This is a genomic window from Moorena sp. SIO3A2, from assembly GCF_010672265.1.
Lineage (GTDB): Bacteria > Cyanobacteriota > Cyanobacteriia > Cyanobacteriales > Coleofasciculaceae > Moorena > Moorena producens.
Map to the genome: position 1 here is coordinate 91,092 of NZ_JAAHHC010000016.1, position 19,763 is coordinate 110,854.

General features: G+C 43.9%; 23 protein-coding genes. 14 read left to right on the forward strand and 9 right to left on the reverse strand.

All coding sequences use genetic code 11. The annotated features are described in order from the left end of the window. The first annotated feature begins 112 nt into the window (after positions 1 to 112). From F6K64_RS19650 to F6K64_RS19665, 4 genes are all read left to right on the forward strand, one after another. Entirely contained in the window at positions 113 to 1,009 is an 897-nt protein-coding gene (locus F6K64_RS19650; protein ID WP_287266105.1) for an Rpn family recombination-promoting nuclease/putative transposase, read from the forward strand. Between the two features lie 28 nt (positions 1,010 to 1,037). Next, complete coding sequence (locus F6K64_RS19655) at positions 1,038 to 2,795, forward strand: sodium:solute symporter family protein (protein WP_287266107.1); 1,758 nt, start codon at positions 1,038 to 1,040, stop codon at positions 2,793 to 2,795. A 142-nt stretch (positions 2,796 to 2,937) separates the two neighbouring features. Then, entirely contained in the window at positions 2,938 to 3,093 is a 156-nt protein-coding gene (locus F6K64_RS19660) for a hypothetical protein (protein ID WP_287266109.1), read from the forward strand. Between the two features lie 16 nt (positions 3,094 to 3,109). After that, positions 3,110 to 4,996 (forward strand): abortive infection protein, encoded by a 1,887-nt coding sequence (locus tag F6K64_RS19665; RefSeq protein WP_287266112.1) that lies wholly within the window; start codon positions 3,110 to 3,112, stop codon positions 4,994 to 4,996. Between the two features lie 441 nt (positions 4,997 to 5,437). Here F6K64_RS19665 and F6K64_RS19670 read toward each other — a convergent pair whose 3' ends face one another. Continuing rightward, positions 5,438 to 5,749 carry a protealysin inhibitor emfourin gene (locus tag F6K64_RS19670; RefSeq protein WP_287266114.1) on the reverse strand — a complete coding sequence of 104 codons (312 nt, stop codon included), beginning with the start codon at positions 5,747 to 5,749 and terminating at the stop codon, positions 5,438 to 5,440. A gap of 303 nt (positions 5,750 to 6,052) precedes the next feature. On the opposite strand from F6K64_RS19670, the gene F6K64_RS19675 reads away from it, so the two are divergent. Beyond that, positions 6,053 to 6,244: a hypothetical protein gene (locus F6K64_RS19675; protein ID WP_008190150.1), complete on the forward strand. Its 192-nt coding sequence runs from the start codon at positions 6,053 to 6,055 to the stop codon at positions 6,242 to 6,244. Positions 6,245 to 6,525: 281 nt separating this feature from the next. On the opposite strand, the gene F6K64_RS19680 is transcribed toward F6K64_RS19675, so the two are convergent. From F6K64_RS19680 to F6K64_RS19690, 3 genes are all read right to left on the reverse strand, one after another. After that, complete coding sequence (locus F6K64_RS19680) at positions 6,526 to 6,912, reverse strand: SET domain-containing protein-lysine N-methyltransferase (protein ID WP_008190148.1); 387 nt, start codon at positions 6,910 to 6,912, stop codon at positions 6,526 to 6,528. A 193-nt stretch (positions 6,913 to 7,105) separates the two neighbouring features. Further along, a complete protein-coding gene (locus tag F6K64_RS19685) occupies positions 7,106 to 7,288 on the reverse strand; it encodes a hypothetical protein (protein ID WP_193374721.1) in 183 nt (60 codons plus the stop codon). A gap of 229 nt (positions 7,289 to 7,517) precedes the next feature. Beyond that, positions 7,518 to 7,718 carry a hypothetical protein gene (locus F6K64_RS19690; RefSeq protein WP_287266116.1) on the reverse strand — a complete coding sequence of 67 codons (201 nt, stop codon included), beginning with the start codon at positions 7,716 to 7,718 and terminating at the stop codon, positions 7,518 to 7,520. A gap of 282 nt (positions 7,719 to 8,000) precedes the next feature. Here F6K64_RS19690 and F6K64_RS19695 point away from each other — a divergent pair, with 282 nt between their 5' ends. Then, positions 8,001 to 8,645 carry an iron-containing redox enzyme family protein gene (locus tag F6K64_RS19695; RefSeq protein WP_008190140.1) on the forward strand — a complete coding sequence of 215 codons (645 nt, stop codon included), beginning with the start codon at positions 8,001 to 8,003 and terminating at the stop codon, positions 8,643 to 8,645. 83 nt (positions 8,646 to 8,728) lie between these two features. Next, positions 8,729 to 9,502: a CmcI family methyltransferase gene (locus F6K64_RS19700; RefSeq protein WP_287266119.1), complete on the forward strand. Its 774-nt coding sequence runs from the start codon at positions 8,729 to 8,731 to the stop codon at positions 9,500 to 9,502. Between the two features lie 156 nt (positions 9,503 to 9,658). On the opposite strand, the gene F6K64_RS19705 is transcribed toward F6K64_RS19700, so the two are convergent. The 3 genes from F6K64_RS19705 to F6K64_RS19715 form a co-directional block, all read right to left on the reverse strand. Next, entirely contained in the window at positions 9,659 to 9,808 is a 150-nt protein-coding gene (locus F6K64_RS19705; RefSeq protein WP_207554295.1) for a hypothetical protein, read from the reverse strand. Positions 9,809 to 9,953: 145 nt separating this feature from the next. Beyond that, positions 9,954 to 11,036 (reverse strand): M4 family metallopeptidase, encoded by a 1,083-nt coding sequence (locus tag F6K64_RS19710; RefSeq protein WP_229419779.1) that lies wholly within the window; start codon positions 11,034 to 11,036, stop codon positions 9,954 to 9,956. Positions 11,037 to 11,502: 466 nt separating this feature from the next. Further along, on the reverse strand, positions 11,503 to 12,006 hold the full coding sequence (locus F6K64_RS19715) for a hypothetical protein (protein WP_008190132.1): 504 nt from the start codon (positions 12,004 to 12,006) through the stop codon (positions 11,503 to 11,505). An 870-nt stretch (positions 12,007 to 12,876) separates the two neighbouring features. Between F6K64_RS19715 and F6K64_RS19720 the strand changes: the two genes are divergently transcribed. Next, a complete protein-coding gene (locus F6K64_RS19720; protein WP_008190128.1) occupies positions 12,877 to 13,599 on the forward strand; it encodes a hypothetical protein in 723 nt (240 codons plus the stop codon). On the opposite strand, the gene F6K64_RS19725 is transcribed toward F6K64_RS19720, so the two are convergent. Then, positions 13,493 to 13,879 carry a hypothetical protein gene (locus tag F6K64_RS19725; protein WP_287266120.1) on the reverse strand — a complete coding sequence of 129 codons (387 nt, stop codon included), beginning with the start codon at positions 13,877 to 13,879 and terminating at the stop codon, positions 13,493 to 13,495. The two genes, F6K64_RS19720 and F6K64_RS19725, sit on opposite strands and share 107 nt — an antisense overlap. A 339-nt stretch (positions 13,880 to 14,218) precedes the next feature. Between F6K64_RS19725 and F6K64_RS19730 the strand changes: the two genes are divergently transcribed. The 6 genes from F6K64_RS19730 (at position 14,219) to F6K64_RS19755 (ending at position 18,967) form a co-directional block, all read left to right on the forward strand. Continuing rightward, positions 14,219 to 15,079 carry a DUF1350 family protein gene (locus F6K64_RS19730; RefSeq protein WP_008190120.1) on the forward strand — a complete coding sequence of 287 codons (861 nt, stop codon included), beginning with the start codon at positions 14,219 to 14,221 and terminating at the stop codon, positions 15,077 to 15,079. Positions 15,080 to 15,595: 516 nt separating this feature from the next. Then, positions 15,596 to 17,035: an alpha/beta hydrolase family protein gene (locus tag F6K64_RS19735; protein WP_008190118.1), complete on the forward strand. Its 1,440-nt coding sequence runs from the start codon at positions 15,596 to 15,598 to the stop codon at positions 17,033 to 17,035. 74 nt (positions 17,036 to 17,109) lie between these two features. Further along, on the forward strand, positions 17,110 to 17,352 hold the full coding sequence (locus F6K64_RS19740; protein ID WP_044495321.1) for a hypothetical protein: 243 nt from the start codon (positions 17,110 to 17,112) through the stop codon (positions 17,350 to 17,352). Positions 17,353 to 17,457: 105 nt separating this feature from the next. Beyond that, entirely contained in the window at positions 17,458 to 17,661 is a 204-nt protein-coding gene (locus F6K64_RS19745; RefSeq protein ID WP_008190114.1) for a DUF8624 family small hydrophobic protein, read from the forward strand. Then, entirely contained in the window at positions 17,654 to 18,163 is a 510-nt protein-coding gene (locus tag F6K64_RS19750; protein ID WP_008190112.1) for a GNAT family N-acetyltransferase, read from the forward strand. The genes F6K64_RS19745 and F6K64_RS19750 overlap by 8 nt, the downstream gene beginning before the upstream one ends. A 45-nt stretch (positions 18,164 to 18,208) precedes the next feature. Further along, positions 18,209 to 18,967, forward strand: coding sequence for a HEAT repeat domain-containing protein (locus F6K64_RS19755; protein ID WP_287266122.1), 759 nt, complete (start codon positions 18,209 to 18,211; stop codon positions 18,965 to 18,967). Positions 18,968 to 19,080: 113 nt separating this feature from the next. On the opposite strand, the gene nblB is transcribed toward F6K64_RS19755, so the two are convergent. Beyond that, entirely contained in the window at positions 19,081 to 19,743 is a 663-nt protein-coding gene (nblB, locus tag F6K64_RS19760) for a phycobilisome degradation protein NblB (RefSeq protein ID WP_287266125.1), read from the reverse strand. Between the last annotated feature and the right edge of the window lie 20 nt (positions 19,744 to 19,763).

Genomic DNA, 19,763 nt, shown 5'->3' on the forward strand with positions numbered 1-19,763 from the left:
GCAATAGGTTCAGAGGCTCAAGGTCGAGGTTCAGATACTCAACTTAGCAATTTAGGTATCCTAATCTAAATGGTGAACAGCTGAGCTGATAGCTTACCCTTTATCTATTAATATGGTGTTCCCCTGGCGAGATAAATACATTCACCTGCTTACGGATTTCGGCTTTAAGCGGGTCTTTGGCACTGAGTCCAACAAAGCACTGTTAATCGACTTCTTGAATACTCTGTTACCTGTCCACCATCAGATTCAGGATGTCACCATTAAGACTCCGGAATTCTTTGGCAACAGCTTAGTGAACAGAAGATCCATTTTTGATAGTTATTGTCAGAGCACAACCGGTGAACGGTTCATGGTGGAAATCCAAAAAGCCGACCACAATTTTTCCAAAGATCCCAGTGTCTACTATGCCACGTTTCCCATCCAAGAACAGGCGCAACAGGGAAATTGGCATGATCAGCTAACGGCAGTCTACACTGTTGGTATTCTGGATTTTATTTTTAATGACCATAAGCACGATTCAGAACTGTTGCATGTAGTAGAGCTAAACAATCACCACTGTGAACTGTTCTACGATAATTTGATATCCATCTATATTGAACTACCGAAATTTACTAAATCTGTTGATCAATTAGAAACTCATTTTGACAAGTGGTTATTTTTATTGAAGCATCTCGGTGAATTTAAGGCTTCCCCTGAATCCTTCCCAGGGGATGTGTTTGCCCAGCTGTTTGAGGTGGCCGACATTGCCAATTTCTCACCAAAAGAGCAAGCCCTGTACTATGATAGCCTGAAGGTCTACCGGGATATGTACAGTGTTGTCGAAACCTGTATTCAGGAAGGTTTCAAACAAGGTAGACTTGAAGGTCTAAAACAGGCCGCTATAGAACAAGGGAAACTTAAGGTAAAACAGCAGGTTGCTAAACGGATGAAGGCAGCAGGGTTACCCCTGAAGGATATTGCTCAATATACGGAGTTGAGTGTGGATGAAATTAATCATCTGATATCATAGCTGAATCCGTGACCAGCAACCGGAATTTATGCAACTCGTTGATTGGCTGATTGTCCTAGTCTACTTAGTCTTGTCTTTAGGGTTAGGACTATACCTCTCTCGCAAGGCTTCCGGCAGTCTTGTGGATTTCTTTGTTTCGGGGCGATCGCTCCCGTGGTGGTTAGCCGGTACCAGTATGGCTGCCACTACTTTTTCCATAGATACCCCCCTCTACATTGCCGGGGTAGTTGGCAATCGAGGCATTGCGGGCAACTGGGAATGGTGGAGTTTTGGCATATCCCATCTAATCATGATTTACATCTTTGCCCGGATGTGGCGACGGTCAGAAATTGTTACGGATGCCGAACTCACGGAAATCCGTTATGGTGGCTCGATAGCTGCCCTATTACGGGGAACCAAAGCCTTTCTGTTTGCGGTACCAATCAACTGTATTGCCATTGGCTATGCCATGCTAGCCATGGTCAAAGTAGTAGGTGCTCTAGAAATTTGGCAAAGCCTTGGTATCGCTCCCGAAGCCAGTAGTGTAAAACTCTGGAGTGTATTGGGAGTAAGTGTTCTAGTCTTAGTCTACGCTGGCTTTGCTGGACTGTGGGGCGTAGTTGCTACGGATTTCTTCCAATTCTTTTTTGCCCTACTCGGAGCAATCATAGTTGCTGTAGTTGCCATTAACCATGTCGGTGGTATTCATCAACTAGTCCCAAAAGTGCAGGAAGTCACCCAACAGGATGTACTAGCCTTTTTTCCCCTCACGGTTGGTTCCAGAGGGATTAGTTGGAGTGAAACTGCTGGCATCAGTGCTAGCACATTCTCTGCCTATATCTTCCTGCAATGGTGGGCATGGCGTCGCAGTGATGGCGGTGGTGAATTTGTCCAGCGCCTGGCCGCATCCAAAAATGAAGCAGATGCCGAGAAAGCCGCTTGGCTATTCAATATCTTTCACTATGTAATCAGGACCTGGCCGTGGATCCTAGTTGCCCTAGCCGCAATGGTAATCTATCCAGATTTGGCAGACCGGGAATTGGGCTATCCCAAACTGATGCTAGACTTTCTGCCACCAGCCATGCTCGGGATAGTGGTAACCTCCCTGCTCGCCGCATTTATGAGTACTGTGTCTACCTCCATTAACTGGGGAGCCTCCTATCTCACTAATGACCTCTATTTGCGCTTTTTTCATCCCCAAGCCACAGAATCGGAACTAGTCTTAGTGGGGCGGATCGCATCAGTGCTGGTCACAGTTTTAGGAGCAATTGCCGCCTTCTTTGCCACAGACGTTGCCACCGTGTTCCGATTAGTAATTGCCATTGGTACTGGACCGGGATTAGTGTTAATGTTACGTTGGTTCTGGTGGCGGATTAATGCTGCTGCTGAACTAACCGCCATGGTTGCTGGTTTTGTAGTCGGGTTTGGTACTAGTGTCGTGCCAGTTATTCAGATTCCTGACTTTGGTTGGCGTCTGCTAGTAACAGCTGGAATTACTGGTGTGTTGTGGGTAGTGGTAATGTTGCTCACTCCACCAGAATCTGATACCACCTTAGATGAATTTTATCGACGGGTGCGTCCAGCAGGGCCTGGCTGGAAACGTCAGCAGCTTCGCACCGGTTTAGCCCCAATCCAGGATTTGGAACACGATCTAAAACGGGTGCTGGCATCGATATTGCTAATGTTTGGAGCAATGTTAGGAATTGGAGGATTTTTGTTGCTAAAGCCCTTGACCGGTTGGGTGTCTCTGGTAATAGCCGTTCTAGGATGGATGTGGCTGCGTCAGATTAAAGGGAGTAGGGAGTAGGGGATTAAAGGCAAGAGGCAAGAGGCAAGAGGCAAGAGGCAAGAGGGGAGTGTGGGAAGTGTGGGAAGTGTGGGAAGTGTGGGGAGAAGGGGGAGTGTGGGGAGTGTGGGGAGTGTGGGGAGTGTGGGAAAGATAGGAAATTATGAGAAGTTTGGAGATAGGTAATTGCAACGACTATACTATTAAAGCGGTTGTCATAATTATCAGGTACAGTCAATTTTCTTACCCCGATTCCCGACTCCCGATTCCCGATTCCCGATTCCCTAATCCCTACTCCCTATTCCCTGTTCCCTTTTAAAAAAACCATAGTAATAATGGTAAATCTCCAAAACCCTTTGGTAATCGTCCTGGTTATCCTAATTTTAGTAATCGGGGTGGTATTTTTTATCTACTCTCAAGCCCAGAAAAAAATGACCGAACCGAAACCATCTAACTACGAACTTTCTCGTAACGATCAGATAAATCAGCCTAGTTATTATCCCATCAATCAGACCCTATCATCAAGTCTTTATCAACCCGTTAGTGAGTGGATAGGACGACTGATCGAGCTGCAAAAGGATGAACGAACAACTGATGATTCCGTACTGTTTGAAGTCTACCATGCTGCTCCGGAGTATCAGCATCTGGTAGGAGAGATTGTGACCTTAGGATGGAGTAAGGATGCTCCAGGGATCCAAGACTATGTGAAGCGAGTTACCATAGATATTAATTTTAATCAAACCACTGAAGATAGCATGACAGGGGGCGCTATGCATCCGGTTCGATTAAATCATCTGAATCGGGTAGGTCCCCTGGAATCTTTGGCTGCAGCCAGACCTGACGATAATGTGATTGTCATGGTAAACAATCCAGTTGTGACTGAGTCAGAAACAACGACATCTTTGACTATTGCCGAAGACCCAGTGCAAATTACCGGTCGCTTCTATGGCTTGGTTACCATTATTAAGCGGGAGACACTTGAAAGCGATCGCTTTCAAGTATCTCACTTTAATAAAGACTCAAAACAATTTGATGGACCTCAAGAAATTATTCGTATTCCTCAAGTGGTGGCTGACCGGTATGACATCCCTAGATCTACCAATTCCCAGATTGAAGACTCTCCTCTAAATAGCGCTGGTTGGTATATTTATGGTGCTCAGGATCCTGACGGCATTTTTGTTACCCAAGGGATTGAACCTAGGGCTTTGATGATGCTAGAGCCAGATCAAGTAATTTTGGGAGTTGAGGAAGGGGTAACTTACATTAAGGAAAAAAATTGGGAAAATACCGAACAGCAAAAAGGTACTGCCAAGACAGTTCTGCTGGATCCTTTAGCTGAACAACCAGACGCTGCGATATCCCCTTGGCAGGAGGGAGACCGGGGAATTGTCATCCATCTTTATGGGGGAATTGGTGGTAATAAAAAAGATGAACGTGTCCTTTTTAATATGGTAAGCGGTCACTTTGCCTATGGTATTGCTCATGTAGTGCGTGACCCATTAAGCGATGAATTACGCTTTGATATAGAGTACCAGCAAGTTTATGCTAGTAACCCCGATGGCATTATTGCAGGGTCAATCAAATGGCCGAACTATATGGGAAATTTGCAGCGGGGTTGGTTAGGCAATCGACCTGTTTCTGATGTGATTGTTAAATTGGATGCTGTCACCCAAGACTACGAGTTTGGTGATATTAAACTATCACCTTTGGATGAATTGAAGCATCAGTTACAAGTCATGATGGCTCGCTACCGCACGGGGGATGGTGACGGTGCAGCATTGGCTTCACCAGCAGAGTCCTGTGTGCAAGACTCCAATCAAGCGCTTTATGTAGCCATCCAACAGATAGAAGATGAAGTGAATGACAATCCTGAAATTCAAGAGTGGTTGAACAGTCATCCAGATCATCCCCAAACTCAGCGATTTCAACAATTATCCGAGTTGGGACAAGCACTAGAACAACAGCTGACTCCCCTAGGAATTGTTCGTAGTGACTGGAGGGAAAATGCTGAAACCTTGGTGGGAGTTGCTACCAGTGAAAGTCCAATTACTTCGATTTTAAGAGGACTTGCTAGCTGGCGCACTATACTACCACGACGTGGTCATGACGAAATCGCTAGTCTTTTGTTAAACCATGGCGCTAAACTTTGGGTTATCCGCACTAATCAAGTGGGGGGATTCGATCCTGATATTATCCCCTATGCTCCGACTACGTTATTTTAGAATGTAGAATGTAGAATGTAGAATGTAGAATGCAGAATTTAGAATGCAGAATTTAGAATGTAGAATTTAGAATGCAGAATTTAGAATGCAGAATTTAGAATTATACATCTCGGGGGGTGACATGAGCCCTAAAAAGCTTAGTAGTATATAAGGCTTTGACGCCAATGAGCTCAGGTAAGATACACTCGGAAACTAACCCGACTTTGATTGTGTGGAAGCGAGGGAGCCTTATCACTATGTCAAATGTCAGCCCAAAACAGCATGTATCTTTTGATCACTTATGGGCTAAAATTACTACCCAGTAACGATTTAAGCTTGCTTGCATCTCACCCCCCCAGATTCTAAATTCTAAATTCTTAATTCTACATTCTTAATTCTACATTCTTAATTCTACATTCTTAATTCTTAATTCTTCATTCTTCATTCTAAATTCTTAATTCTTCATTCTAAATTCAAAGTTGACCTTGCCATCGTTGTCAACCGTCTTAGCAAAGGTTGCAGCATCTCTGGAACTGCTGTATCACCAATTTCCACAGTTTTTTTCCGTCCAGCAACTTCTACGGTCAGTTTGTAGCTAAACTGATCTGCACCCGGTGTTGATGACATCAGCTGTGCTGGTAGCTCAAAGAAACTATTAGTATTAATCATGGCTTGCAGCTGATCAGCTTCTTCTGGCGATAGGGATTCAGTATCAACCTCAGTTGCCATATTCATCCCCATAAAACCGCCAGTACGCTCAAAGTGTATTTTCATAACACCCCCGTCTTTACTACTAAAATCTTGCTTAGACCATTGTGATTAATTATAAGGATTAATTGTAGTGATTAATCCTACAGATTAATCCTAGGGTGGGCAGTGGGTAAAAACGCGATGTTCGAAAAGAACCGCTTCGCGATTGGCCGTTGGCCACGCTACGCGAACGCAAACTGGCTCCATCGGTATAAGACTACCCATTAAGGTGTTTGACATTGATACAAGCTTAAAAGCTGTTGTAGTCAATTTAGCATGCATGCCTTGCGCGTAGCGCCATAACAGGCACTGGGTGCATTTCAATGCATGCTGTTTGACCCGCTGGGTGGAATGGAAATTATGGGTGCAATGGTGATCAGGGGTGGAACAGATATCAGGGGTGGAACAGGAATCTTGCCCGTTACCATTCAGCCTGTGCCAACCAAGCCTGAAGAGGCGTTGCTTAATAATGAAATGATTTTAAGAGTTCTGTGGAATGGATATCTTGCCCGTTTCTGATATTTTCAGACAGGCAGGAGCCCACCTCACTCATATTCATTACTTGATTCAGGAATGCCCATTTGTCTATCTGTGATTGCTTTGTTTTAAGCATTAAAAAAGTACTATTCTGGTTTAAGAGGTTGTCTGAGAAGTCTCATTTGCTACATTCAAGCCCCCTAAATCCCCCAATTTTGGGGGACTTTTACCAACAAATGGATTCTTGTTCCCCCCAGAATTGGGGGGCTAGGGGGGCAAAATTCAGTATCAAAAAACTTTTCAGATATCCTCTAAACAATAACTCAAATAAATTTATTAGCTAAAGAATATTGATCAATGTTGGTATATAAAAGCAAAACTTCCTCCCCTGGCTGAATATCTTTCGATGCGATTAAATGTGCCCATAGACCAATCTCATCTTTAACCCAATTGATATAAGCATTGGGGGTTTCCGAATGATTACATAGGGATGAAAGACCAAAGGCAATATAACCGCCCACATTTTGTTTTTTTTCATATTCTGCAGGGATTACGAAGCAGTACTTAAACACTTCAGTTTTATTGATAATTGACCATTGTTCGGCAGGAAATGATCCCACTGGGGCAGCCTCAATCAATGTGTCTTTGGTAATCAGTTTTGTTGATACAATTCCTCGTTCTTTTTTATCAAAAAATTTAACTTCAATCATTGATATAGTACTTCGATAAGTTTAACAAAGTAGGCATGAAAATAATGCTTTTACCATTTTATTATTATACTATGAAATCTACTTAAAATAGTACCATACAGCACAGCATGGCAATATTTTTTTTAATACTTACTATTCATGAAAATTTACTTTACAGCATTTTTCATTCTATTCTCCAAGCACTCACACTAGGTCAGGCTTTGAGCTTACTTTGACGGTCGTAAGAGCCACGAGAGGTTTTCCCATCGATGTAAATCAGCTTGATATCTAATTGATCCGTAAGATACTCTATCCAGCGCAATAAAAAGTCATGAAACTGTTCTGGGTCAATCAGGGCAAACACTCGCGAGCGTCGTGTCGTGAGACGGTATCCCATTTGGCAACTCCAAAAGCGATGCAGCGCCTTCACGCGGGGGTTTCCCCCGGAGACAAAACCTTAGACAGTTGAGCCTTTATGGTTGGTAGGCTATGCAGAAAAGGGGTAAAACTTATTGATTAAGGCTCAACTGTCTTACGGTAAATTCAAACCACTCGCGCTTTGCATCAAGACAAGGTGGCTAACCACTCGTATTCTTCGCGGGCCTTAGGTAGCGACCGCCACCATATTATCTGCTCCAGCTAAAGTGGCGCTTGATCCCAATCGCTACAATATCTACCAGCAGATGGTCTGGTTTACGCTTTGTTCTGGGGTCATCTAAGTTCTTGAGTTCATCGATAATGGTGCGTTTGACCCTTTTAACAGGATCAGATGGCCTCGAACTGGATGTTGGTGTTGAGCTAGACCCTGGTGCAAATCCTTTAGTCATGGCAATTAACCGAAGGAGAGACGATATTAGCTAGTGGAGCACGATTGAACCAATATTGTCTACAATCTCAGAGCAAGTATTAAAGCCTTTTTGTCAAGTAAATCTGATCTAAAGTTAAGTGCGATTACCCTGGGCATCTATGCCTTCCCCAGCGAGCAGATGACCTTGGTTGTGAGTTCTCTGTCATTAGGTGCAAGATCTGAGAATACCCCATGTCTGGTGTTTTTGCGTAAGTCCTGCTAGTATAGAATGTTAAGTTAACCAAGATTAGAAGGAGCAAATATGAATTACAGTGGTCTGGCAGAAAAGACTGTTCAAACACTGGATTGTATTGCCCAGGAGGGCGCTAAAGAAATAGCAGCAGCCTTTGATTTGGCTACCAGAACTAACTACATCCACCTTGTGTCGACTTTTTATCATTATTCTGCTCCTGGCGAAACACAACTGTTAAGAGCAGCTGAGGCAGCTCCTACTAATGCCATGAAAATGCTATATATTCATCTCGCCAGAGACGAGGCTGATCACGATATATTAGCAATACGAGATCTTAAAGCACTGGGCTATAAGCTTGAACCAGAATCGAAGTTAACAGCAGGCTATCATGCCTATTGGAGCAACTTTTCAGATGAAAAAGTAATAGAGTATTTGGGTATGAATGTCGTTATAGAGTATCTTATAAGTTACCTAAACTCCTGTGCGAAAACTATGCGCGAAAGACTCAAACTAAAAGCAGAAGAGTGTAGATGGTTGCAACTACATTGTGAAGAAGATGAACAACATGGCGAAGCTGCTGTGAAATGTGTGAAAGAGCACATAAATGAGCGATTCGCAGACTTAATGATTAAAGGCGGTATGGGAGACAAGAGACGCTTTGTCAGTATGTTTATTGATGCTTTGCAAAATAATGCTTCTCTGAATCCACTGTAAGCTCCTTTATTATTAAACTGCTCACATCTGGAGATAACTGAAAATATTTTTTTATATTTTCTGCGCAACAAAGATATCGAACTATGAATAAACAGGTAGATACAATGTCAGATAAATTTGGATATAAAAGCCTTAAAGAAGAAAATTTACCTCAACGGGAGATGTCTGCATCTGATCGATTTATTGACATTGATGCACGAAAAGATTGTTGCGATTTGCCATCTAATATATGGCCGTTTCTAATTGAAAGTAGCTACAAACAGCATTGGAAGGAAATTCCTATTTGGAAGAGTGCTCTGGAAATGGTGATTTACCCAATGCTTCTGTACGAACTAAGACCTAAAGTAGTCATTGAAATTGGGGCGTTTACAGGCGGTAGTGCTGTCTGGATCGCTGATCATCTGCAGATCTTTGAGATTCCATGCCAGGTTTACTCTGTTGACATTAATCTTGCCTTCTTAGACAAGAAATCACAACAAGACGATCGCATCACTTTCATTGAGGGTGATGTCAACAAAATTGAGGAATTATTTTCTGCCAAAATGCTTTCTGAATTAGATCATCCCTGGCTAATTATTGAAGATGCTCATGTCAATGTCTCTGGGATTTTAAGCACTTTTCATTCTCATGGACATGCTGGAGACTATATTATTATTGAGGACACCAATCTAGAGTGCTGGAAGTATTGGGATGAAAACTTTGAAGATATTGGTGATGTTAAGAGTGACAAGATTAGAGAGGTTAGTAGATTTTTGATGCAGTATAAAGACACTTACAAGATTGATGCTTTTTACCAAGACATTTTTGGATATAACGGTTCAAAATCTTGGAATTCAATCATCAAAAGAATGTTGTAAAATCTGTTAAAAACCTCAATCTCAAGGTGAGATGACTCCTGGCAGGGTTGCGAGCGTCTATGGGGGGAGTTTAGTAGTCCTGTAGAAGTAGTGATTTTACATCTTTTTTCGGTAGTGGTACAAAAGTAGTGATTTTAATCCCCGAAACCTTGACGCTTACCGTAGCCAAATCACTACATCTTTACCACTACCATTTTTTTGGCATTGCTGAATCTTCGAATGATTATGAGTAGGGTGGGCATCCTGCCTGTCCGGAAATATTGATAACGGGCAAGATGCCTGTTCCACGCCTGATGCCCGTTCCACAAAACTATTCAAATCATTCCACTATTCAGCAATGCCAAAATCTGAGCCTATGGATGGTGCGTTACTGGACGGACTTTGCCAGGCCCGAAAAGGCGGAAAATTTGGGCGAGCCCTTCCCTAACGCACCCTAAAGAATTTCCTATCCTTAAGAGGAGGGGGTGAAAAAAGACCTGATAAAGTCTGGCGCACCTGCGGAGCATCCTGGGGGTTCAGAGGGTTGAGGTGCCGGAGGCTTTTCAATAATCTCAACACCTACCTCTTCCCAACCTTTACGGACAGCTTTTTGTTCCAGGCTGCCAACACCAAATCGGTCACCTGCCACCTTGTATGTCTCTCTGGCAGCATCCTTAAAATCTGAGGTGGAACCCAGCTTATCCCTCAAGGTAAGATACCAGATCCAACCGGCCTTGTCCCAAGCGTATCCACCAATGTCCAGAGCAGCAATGTAGAAGGCTCGGTTGGGGATACCAGAATTGATATGAACCCCACCATTATCTTGAGACCCGGTGTAGATGTCTCTCATATGACCTGGTTGAGGGTCTTTACCTAGTCTGGGGTCGTTATAAGCACTCCCTGGTTCTTTCATGGAGCGAATGCCTTTAGCATTGACATTCTCAGTAAACAGACCAGCTCCAATCACCCAATCCGATTCACTAGCAGTTTGGTTCAGTGTCCGTTGCTTAACTAGGATTCCGAACACATCAGCGAAGTGTTCGTTGAGAGCACCTGGTTGATTCCGATAGACCAGTCCTGCTTCATATTGGATCACCCCATGGGTCAGCTCATGACCAATAATATCGATGGCGATAGTAAAGCGATTGAAGAGTCTCTCCTCTTCTGGCAAATCTTCATCCCCATCCCCATAGGTCATCTGTTGACCATTCCAGAAGGCGTTGTCAAAACCGCGCCCATAATGAACGGTTGAGGTCAACACCACCCCTCGATCATCAATCGAGTTCCGCTCGTATATGTCACGATATAAATCAAAGGTGGCTCCAGAACCATCGTAGGCTTCATCTACTGCTGTGTCACCTGTGGCCGGGTCTCCTTCCCCCCGGACTTGACGGCCAGGTAAACGAGTTTGGTAGTCTGCATGGCAGATCACCCGTTGTTTTGCTGCTCCTGGTTCTCGGGAACTGGGTCGTGTGGAGAAGTCAGCTAATTCCTGGCGCACCCCACGGAACTGACCAGATTCCACTAGGGCGCTCAATGCCCGTTCTCGCTGCATAGGGCTTCCCTGTTCTGAAACTTCCCGCAGCATATACGCCGGAACAATACAGTGCAGAGGGTTGTGGTGGTGATGGTGGTGATGGTGGTGATGGTGGTGATGGTGGTGATGGTGGTGATGGTTTATCTTGGTAGGCATAGTAGTATTTAAGTATTTTTGCTATTACTATGATCGCCCTTGCTAGCTCAGGTTTTATTGCCAAGTTTTATTGCCAGAAGCAACACCTTGGAAACCTTGCCAGCCACTTTTAATCATAGCGAAGTCAACTCAAAACAGTTTCTGATTTATGGCATTGCTTATTGGTCGGATGATTAAGTCTGTTCTATCTTTCCTTACTTCCAGTCTCTTCACCCTGTTTCACCGTTTCATAAATCATCCCCCCAAATCAGCAACGCCTTTATCTGTGGTGTCTCGATTTAAAAATATCGATACCCAAATGATAATTATAGGTTAGATTTCCGAGCTTTTAACTCTTTGATACAACAATCGTTACAATATAGTCGGATTGTATTATTTTTTCCTGATTAGTCATTGGCAAGGGTTCAACATTTTTTAATATCATGGAATAGCCATCAAAATTTTTAACGGCTAAATTTTCTTGGGCTGCTCTCAGGGTTAACTCAACCTCCTCTGGTTGTGAGTTTTCCTTAACAACCTCGAAGGCAATGGTGACTTGTCCTGGCTGCACACAAACCGCATCAACTGGGCATCTGGAATCCTCTACTATATCCAGAACCTTAACTTGCATCGTTTTCGATTCCATTAAGGCCATCTGATCGATATGAAGTTGAATCTCTTGATTTAAATCCGCCTTAACCAAATTTTCTGTTGCTTGAATCTCTTGATTTAAATCCGCCTTACTCAAATTTTCCGTTGCTTGAGTACAACCGAGCATCGGTTGAATCAGACTACAAATGATAATCAGTTTGATGAACCCTGAGACTAAAGCTAATCCGTTCGATTTCGTCATGATTGACCACCCCAAGTCGGTGTAAATGTAAGCCGTCAGCCGTCAGCCGTCAGTGGTCAGTAGTCAGTGGTCAGGGGTCAGGGGTCACCCGTTCGCTGATAGCTGATAGCTGATAGCACCTCAAGTAGCGTGCGCGTAGCGCATTAGCTTAAGTTTAACTTAGCAATCAAAGCACTAACGGGCTAAAAACCCGATCGTTCTTCAATTGAAATTATCTGAAGTTATCGAGTTAGTTACTCCTTGTCTTCCTGCTATTTTTTTTGAATTACTTGCATTAGAAGCAACACTGTCCCCTTTAGGAGAGAGAGAGTTGCTTAAACCTATAGGGAATAATCCCACCAGCTCAATGCTGGTGATGGTAACCTTTTCGCACCTACTTATTTTACCCTACTTATTTTAGAGTATTTTATCTTAATTGACATAAGAATAAACCGAAAAATCCTCAAGATCCTAACCGTGACTGTAATCCTATGGTAACCATTCAGCCCAAGGCTGATCAGCTATCAACTATTTCTGAAGGGTAACAGAACTCTGCCCTGCCAAACCGGGTCTCGAAAAAGTGCCCTATTTGAAAAAGCGATTAGGGCTGACTCTCTTTATTGATCCAGCATTGTCTTATCTTAGCTAAGAGCTGAATGGTGATGTCGGATTTGAATACAATATCTTGCGATTTATTAATTAACGTAAATTTATCAATCCAGGAACTTGCAACAATGAATTGAAATCAATTAACTGGTAAATAAGGGTAAATGCTATTCGAGGATCAATACTCTTACCCATAAGCCGGTCTTGCATAGGTGGGTCACGTTTTTGAGAGCTATACGACTTATCACGACCAAGCTTAGATATTGTTTCAGTTTATGGAACATCATGACTAAAAGTTTGTTAAAAATTTATCCCCTTGGCCATCTCAGTCTTGCTTTGGTGGAATGGGTATTACTGGCATGGGCGATTCGCCTGTGGCGTCGCTCAACTAGTCTGGCCATGATTGTGCTGCCAATTGTGCTAGCAAGCATTAGCTATGACAATCTAGTTCTGGCCATGGGGAGCCTGATTGGTGAAGGAGATCTCCTGAAATCACTGAGTATGGTGCGCTTCCTATTACACTTCTTAGTAGTGCCGCTGTTCATTGTAATTGCTGTTGAGCTAGCTCACCGCGCTGGAGCAGTTTGGGCTAATACAATTGTACGAGTTTTCTCCTGGGTGCTTGCCCTAGGACTGGGTGGGTTTGAAGTGGCGACCCAGTTTGTTGGCCTAGAATTGGTTCCAGTCACCTTTGCTGGCACCTTGCGCTACACAGTAGCGGAAGTGAGTGCTCCACCAATTGTAACAATTTTGGTCAATTTGTTCGTGCTGCTGATTGGTATCGGCATCTGGGTAAGGCTGAAATGGCCATGGCTATTTGTGGGAACCTTGGTTGCCCTAATTGGCAATGCTGTACCGATTTCTCGAGTTGGGACCCTTGTCGGTAGTGCCTCTGAATTCGTCATGGCTCTGAGTTTGCTATTAACTGAGCGGCGGACACAGTTTGTTCGTGCCCAACTCGGCTCAGGTGAAAAGACAACGAAGGTTGAAGGTTGGGTTGAAGGTTGAAGGTGGGGTTGAATGTTGAAGGTTGAATGTTGAAGGTTGTTCGCGTAGCGTGGCCTTTGGCCAAGGTTGTTCGCGTAGCGTGGCCTTTGGCCAAGGTTGGGTTGAAGGTTGTTCGCGTAGCGTGGCCTTTGGCCAAGGTTGTTCGCGTAGCGTGGCCTTTGGCCAAGGTTGGGTTGAAGGTTGTTCGCGTAGCGTGGCCTTTGGCCAAGGTTGTTCGCGTAGCGTGGCCTTTGGCCAAGCTTGGTTTTAATGTTGTTCGCGTAGCGTGGCCTTTGGCCAAGGTTGAAGGGTTAATAACCTGAAAGCTGTAACCTGTAACCTCTAAGCTCTAACCTGTAACCTGTAACCTCTAACCTGTAACCTTCAACCTCTAACCTTCAAGCTGCAACCTGCAACCTGCAACCTGCAACCTGCAACCTGTAACCTTAAACCTGCAACCTTAAACCTGCAACCTGCAACCTTCAACCTGTAACCTTCAACCTCTAACCTGTAACCTGTAACCTCTAACCTGTAACCTTCAACCTCTAACCTTTAACCTTCAACCTCTAACCTGTAACCTTCAACCTCTAACCTTTAACCTGCAACCTGCAACTTAGTTATCCTAAAAGAGCTTACTGCCATGAATGCCGAATTTAAATTTAGACCAATTCCCTTTGCTTGGGTTGCTATCCATCCCAAGCCGATAGGTGTTGTTCAGTTAATTGGTGGTGCGTTTTTCGGAAGTTTTCCGACAATTTTCTACCGATATATCGCCAAGCGATTATTTGAATCAGGTTATACCGTTGTTGCCAGACCGTTTAGATTTACCTTCCGCCATTGGCCTGTAGCAATTGGTTTGGTCAAAGAAGAAAAAACCCTATTCCAGGGAATTTTGGAAGAAGCAAAAAAATTGGGCTATGAGTACAGTATCTATCAACAAGACTCCTCTGCCAGAGGGAGCAATTATTTTTGGTTAGGTCACAGCCTAGGAACAAAATATATCGCACTCTTGGAACTTTTAAGTGATTTGGAGTCCAAAAAACTTCAGGAAATTCTGGGAGATTGTGTGGGGAAAGATCAAGAGAAGCAGATTGAAGATAGCCTCAGAGATGCTGAGCTAAAATATATTTCTTTGATCAATCAACCATCTGTATTAATGGCTCCTGTTATTAGCGGTACCAGTAGTGCGGTTCCTGTTCCATTCATAGCTGATTTAGTAGACAGACTTGGTTTCGGGGTGTTACCCACACCCGAACAAACCTATTGCTTGATCAAAAATAGCCGTTTATTTAATCTTACTGCTTTGATTAGCTTCAGTAAGGATAAGATTGCTCAACAAGCTGGAACGGTGCGTTGGCTAGAGGAGAATTTAGGCAATAAACTTCTCATTGATGAGAAACTTCCCGGTAAGCATCTAACTCCCCTCGGTTGGCTCCGGGGAAATGATCAACTTGCGGATACCGTGATTCAAGTGATCACAAAACTAGCCGAGCGAGTCTAAGGGAACAGGGAATAGGGAACAGGGAACAGGTGGAAGAGTATGGGAAGTGTGGGAAGTGTGGGGATATGGGGATATGGGGGTAATTTTGGACGAATAGTCGGGATTTTGGCCAAATTTATCTAACCATCCTCGAAGGCCGAATCACGAATTGTTAGTCATTGTCTTGATGCAATAGCGACAAATTAAGTACATTTTCTTATCCCCCACACCCCACACCCCACACCCCACACCCCACACCTGACGTCTTTGTAAAAAACATACCCTTGAAAGGGAAGGGGGGTAGGGTGTAGGGAAAGATCACGAGCTTGAAAAGTTGGTAGTGATGCAGTCGCCCAAAGGGAGTTTCCCCCACTCGTGCTTTGTATCAAGAAGGGACGGTTGAATCAAATTGGGGACAGAATGTTTGTGCTGGGGTAACTCGAAATTTGCTTCTATTTTTCCTAAGTTAAATCTAATTGTGCTACCATTTGCTTTTCCTTGGTATAATATTTATCACAATTGTAGGATTACCATTAAATGTCAAACTCTTTATCCCAATCTTGGCAATGTGTCCATGTGCCATCTGAGAAAGGATATGATGTGTATCAACATGGTTGCCACCTCAGCGCTAATTTTATCCGAGTGTATGTTCCAGAGGAAGCCAAAAATACTGAAACAAAGCTGAAAGCCATTATTTATTTACATGGATTTGCTCTGTGTATGCCCTCTTTTTATGAAGCTCACCTCATTGAGTTAGTAAAAAAGGGATATATTGTGTTTTTCCCCGATTATCAACACAGTTTTTATCCCAATACTCCACCTCAAGGTCCTACCCCCTCTAAACAATCTTTCCCTTATTTGCAGAAATGGCGATCTTTGGCTAAATTGTCAGCCGATACGTTAGCCAATGCTAACTCTTCAATTAATACTCCCTCATTAACAACAGACAATATTGACTCCATACTTTCCGAGTTTGAGGCTTACGAACGGGGCGATCTAGCTGTAAAAGGCGAATTATCGGAATTCAGCGCTTTTGAATTGCGCAGAGTAGCCCGAGCTATGATCGTTATTACTATTCTATTAATGATTCTTAGTTGGTTTCGGCGGGAGTATAGTAATAATTTAATTCATCTGTTATCCACAGTAGCATTGAGTTTAGTCCATTCTCCTGAGGAATGCCTAGAGAAGGCGATCACCTGCACGAATGATGCCTGGGAGTATCTGTCGCAGCAGGACCAATATTTACATTGGAATGATCAGAATCAGCCAGATACTTTTGCCTTTGGTCATTCTTTGGGAGGGTTAATTGCCCTAAGTTTACCTTTTCATTTGGAGGTAAATTCGCCCGAGAGTCGATTTTTTCCCAAGAAAATTGTAGTGGCGGATCCGACTCCAAGCACAGAGAATGGGATTCCCAAATTTGTCATTTGTATCTTGAAGTTGTTTTGCGTTCCATTTGTTAAGAATCCTATCAAGATTAAAAATACGGGTGAAAGTCTGACGGAACCTGTGGCAATTTTGCATGGTAACTCCGATGAGTTGGTTCCACCGTCTGAATGGGTTGGTGGTAAGTGTTCCAATTATGACGCTATCAATAGCGAGCAAAAGGCTATTTATTTCTCATATTCTAATGATCAGGCGGAGCCTCAACTGGTAGCATTTCACAATCAGGCAGTAACCTCTACTCAATACTATGGTGATGGCTTGTTCAAACATTTCGGTGGCGTCAAAAATGGACCCAATGCTTATAACATAGACTATGTTTGGCCTGGTGCTGATAAGATATTTGCGGGGGAGACAACGCCAGAAGACCTTCTTGATCATCTCCATACCCCTCATTTTCAGGTACAACCAACTCCATCTAAGAATTGTGGCAACCTTCTGACAAAACTAGCATTGATTTTTGGGATTATCTTGTTGCTTGGAGTTGCCTATTGGATAGGGACAAAAGTTGGGTTACCTGTTTATTCTCAATAAGCCAAGGAATTTTTCACTATTTGAGTAGGGACTGCGATAGCTGTAACGCTTTCCCTGTCTGAGGGTGACTCGGCTTGTCACCCCTTCAAACTCTTACCCATAAGCCTGTCTTCCATAGGTTGGTCAACCGTCAACTGTTAACCTACAACCTTAAACCTGCAACCTTCAACCTGCAACCTCCAACCTTCAACCTCCAACCTCCAACCTCCAACCTCCAACCTTCAACCTGCAACCTCCAACCTTCAACCTCCAACCTCCAACCTCCAACCTCCAACCTCCAACCCCCAACCGTCAACCTTCAACCTTCAACCAAATAACCTTGGCCAAAAGGCCACGCGATCGCGTTCAACCGCTAAAAGCTTTGCCATTGTTGTAAGATGGAGAAAGTAAAGAATTGTTAAAATCAACGAACCATTAAATTCATGGCTATATTTCGTCAGTACATTGCTCCCCTACTGGCATTACTAGGCTTCTTAATTGCCCTATTGGCAGTCAGTTCTCGGATCTTTTTACCGAACGATATGCTAGCCCCTGCACCGATTGAAGAGTTTGACGCTGCCAGCATTCAAGCACCAGTATCGGCTCAGTTGGTTGTTAACCAAAATTCTGGGAACACTGGTGAGTAAGCCATTGTTAGCACGGTACCAGCTACGCCTGGGAACGGTACGAGAACGGGCAATTTTGGTGAAGTTCATGGAATTAACTTACCAAGAGCTTTTCCCAGAACAAAATGATTTTTCTCACCTGGCGAGGACTGTTAAACAGTACTTTTCCAGAGAAACCCCGCTGTGGTGGGTTACAGTAGCGGATGGGAACGTTTCTAGGAAAGGCTCTATCGTAACTCATCCCTTGCCAGTTGGTTGTCTGTGGATGGGAAATGGGGTTGATCAGGTAAATGGCGATCGCTATACCTATATTTTTTTACTGTACGTCATGCCAGCACACCGCCGTCAAGGCATTGGTTCAGCACTGATGCAGCAGGCTGAAGCTAGGGCAAGGGCAAGAGGCGATCGCCAAATTGGACTACAGGTGTTTCAATCGAATCAAGTCGCTTTGAACCTTTACCACGGACTGGGTTTTAGAACCCAATCTCTGTGGATGGTTAAACCATTGCACAGACAATACTAATTAAGAAACTGGTAGAATCAGGCAAGATAAGGTAGGTTATCAGGCATGTATGAAGATGATGATCTAAGTTTACTGGATAATACGGCTTTACTAGAAAGCCCTTTAGATGACATAGAGCCGATTGAAGATGAGTTAGAAGCTCCCAAACCTGATCCAGAGGAAATGCTGGCTCTGTTAACGGCACCGGAAAGCCAGCAACGGATGCTAGCAGCTCGTGCTTTTTGTGAGTTGCAAGATGAGCGGGCAATTCCCGATCTGATTAACCTGTTAAATGATGTTTGTCCCTTAGTGCGGGTAAGTGCTGCCTATGGTCTAGGGCGCAATCCCAGTCCCACGGCAGTAAAGCCCTTGATTGACCAACTTAACCAAGATTGGAACGGTTATGTCCGTAAAGGGGTTGTCTGGGCATTGGGGAACTGTCGCGATCGCCGTGCTTTAGCGTCTCTAATTGATTCCCTAAAAACGGATATTCCTGCAGTGCGTTTGTGGGCAGCTAGTGCTCTGGCGCAAATGGCAGAGTTAGATTATGAAGAAGTAATCGCATCGATTCCGCCCTTAATTACTGCTTTAAGGAAAGACCCAGTAGCAGCAGTGCGCAGTAATTGTGCTTGGTCTATCGGGCAACTGTGTCGGGAATTGCCCTCCAATGCGGTTTACGCTGGTGCTATTGATGCCTTAATTGAAGCATTTGCTGATGATCAAGACCTAGGGGTAAAAGAAGACGCCAAAGCTGCCCTCTTGAAAGTGGGAGACCCCCGTGGACTTCAGATGATTGAAATGATCGAGATGGAAGGGTTTTTGTAATTGGGTTTGTTATTGCGTTGGGCACTTCCCACACTTCCTACACTTCCCACACTTCCCACACTTCCCACACTTCCCACACTCCCGCCTCTCCCCACACTCTTCTCCCTATTCCCTTATGCTTGTAGCCCCTCTTGCGCTACACTAGCCACCTGCTCAACACTGTCATTAGCTAATGTTTCTAGGACTGCCCTAGCCTCTTCTCCTCCCAGATTAACTAGTGCTTGTACTAACCGGTAACGAATTTGCCAATCGGAATTAGTGGCAAAGGGAATCAACAGAGGCACGGCACGGGGGTCTCCCAATTCTCCTAAGGAACTAATGGCAGCTGTTTGAATTAAACTGGTATCGGATTTGAGAGCGTCTTCTAAAATTTGAAATGAACGGGGTTCACCTAGTTCCCCTAAGGCAGCTATAATACTAAATTTAATGATCCACTCAGTGGTTTGGTGATAGGTTCGCTCTAAATCATCATAGGCTTCGGTGAGCTTCAAGGCACTCAAGGAATCTGCTGCTGCTGCTATAACATCAGGTTCTGGATCATTCAATAGGCGATCGCGTAATAGGGTCAAAGATACGGTTAAATCTTGATCACCCAAGGTATCGAGCTGGCTGACTGCCCCATATCGAATCCGAACATTGTTATCGTTAACCAAGGGTTGAATTAGCTCAAACGCCACCGATGGTTCCAGCTGGCGTAGTTGGTTTAATCCACTAATGCGCTGGCCAAAATCCGTTGAATTCAGCAGCTCTTGGACAGATTCACGAGTAACGGTCATGGGTAATTGCTCAATATCTA

Excerpts from the sequence above, each read along its gene's own strand:
- F6K64_RS19735 (WP_008190118.1), top strand. The coding sequence starts at position 15,596 with ATGTCAAACTCTTTATCCCAATCTTGGCAATGTGTCCATGTGCCATCT.
- F6K64_RS19665 (WP_287266112.1), top strand. The coding sequence starts at position 3,110 with ATGGTAAATCTCCAAAACCCTTTGGTAATCGTCCTGGTTATCCTAATT.
- F6K64_RS19715 (WP_008190132.1), bottom strand. The coding sequence starts at position 12,006 with ATGACGAAATCGAACGGATTAGCTTTAGTCTCAGGGTTCATCAAACTG.
- F6K64_RS19730 (WP_008190120.1), top strand. The coding sequence starts at position 14,219 with ATGAATGCCGAATTTAAATTTAGACCAATTCCCTTTGCTTGGGTTGCT.
- F6K64_RS19690 (WP_287266116.1), bottom strand. The coding sequence starts at position 7,718 with ATGACTAAAGGATTTGCACCAGGGTCTAGCTCAACACCAACATCCAGT.
- F6K64_RS19700 (WP_287266119.1), top strand. The coding sequence starts at position 8,729 with ATGAATAAACAGGTAGATACAATGTCAGATAAATTTGGATATAAAAGC.
- nblB (WP_287266125.1), bottom strand. The coding sequence starts at position 19,743 with ATGACCGTTACTCGTGAATCTGTCCAAGAGCTGCTGAATTCAACGGAT.
- F6K64_RS19710 (WP_229419779.1), bottom strand. The coding sequence starts at position 11,036 with ATGCAGCGAGAACGGGCATTGAGCGCCCTAGTGGAATCTGGTCAGTTC.
- F6K64_RS19650 (WP_287266105.1), top strand. The coding sequence starts at position 113 with ATGGTGTTCCCCTGGCGAGATAAATACATTCACCTGCTTACGGATTTC.
- F6K64_RS19755 (WP_287266122.1), top strand. The coding sequence starts at position 18,209 with ATGTATGAAGATGATGATCTAAGTTTACTGGATAATACGGCTTTACTA.
- F6K64_RS19720 (WP_008190128.1), top strand. The coding sequence starts at position 12,877 with ATGACTAAAAGTTTGTTAAAAATTTATCCCCTTGGCCATCTCAGTCTT.
- F6K64_RS19745 (WP_008190114.1), top strand. The coding sequence starts at position 17,458 with ATGGCTATATTTCGTCAGTACATTGCTCCCCTACTGGCATTACTAGGC.
- F6K64_RS19695 (WP_008190140.1), top strand. The coding sequence starts at position 8,001 with ATGAATTACAGTGGTCTGGCAGAAAAGACTGTTCAAACACTGGATTGT.
- F6K64_RS19685 (WP_193374721.1), bottom strand. The coding sequence starts at position 7,288 with ATGGGATACCGTCTCACGACACGACGCTCGCGAGTGTTTGCCCTGATT.
- F6K64_RS19670 (WP_287266114.1), bottom strand. The coding sequence starts at position 5,749 with ATGAAAATACACTTTGAGCGTACTGGCGGTTTTATGGGGATGAATATG.
- F6K64_RS19655 (WP_287266107.1), top strand. The coding sequence starts at position 1,038 with ATGCAACTCGTTGATTGGCTGATTGTCCTAGTCTACTTAGTCTTGTCT.
- F6K64_RS19675 (WP_008190150.1), top strand. The coding sequence starts at position 6,053 with ATGCTGTTTGACCCGCTGGGTGGAATGGAAATTATGGGTGCAATGGTG.
- F6K64_RS19660 (WP_287266109.1), top strand. The coding sequence starts at position 2,938 with ATGAGAAGTTTGGAGATAGGTAATTGCAACGACTATACTATTAAAGCG.
- F6K64_RS19680 (WP_008190148.1), bottom strand. The coding sequence starts at position 6,912 with ATGATTGAAGTTAAATTTTTTGATAAAAAAGAACGAGGAATTGTATCA.